Here is a 230-nt window from a genome sequence, read left to right on the forward strand (position 1 = left end):
TCAAAGTCGCCCAGGAAGAGGCCCTGAATGAAGTTTGACGGAGAAATCATGGAAATACTCGCTGCCTACGACCTGACCGAGTCGTTGCGTGCTGCGGCCGAGCTCACCGGGTGCTCGCATCACACCGTCGCCCGGCACGTCGCCGCGCGCGACGCGGGCCGGCCGCTCGCGGAGCCCGCCTACCGGGGCCGGGTCACGGACCCGTTCCTGCCCAAGATCGAGGAATGGGT

At 67.0% G+C, this 230-nt stretch carries 1 pseudogene; it reads left to right on the top strand.

Annotated features, from left to right (window positions below):
- Positions 1–27 precede the first annotated feature (27 nt).
- A pseudogene (locus QN357_RS19455) lies at positions 28–230 on the top strand (IS21 family transposase); the annotation flags it as partial.

Source organism: Cryobacterium sp. RTC2.1 (assembly GCF_035018685.1).
Taxonomy (GTDB): domain Bacteria; phylum Actinomycetota; class Actinomycetes; order Actinomycetales; family Microbacteriaceae; genus Cryobacterium; species Cryobacterium glucosi.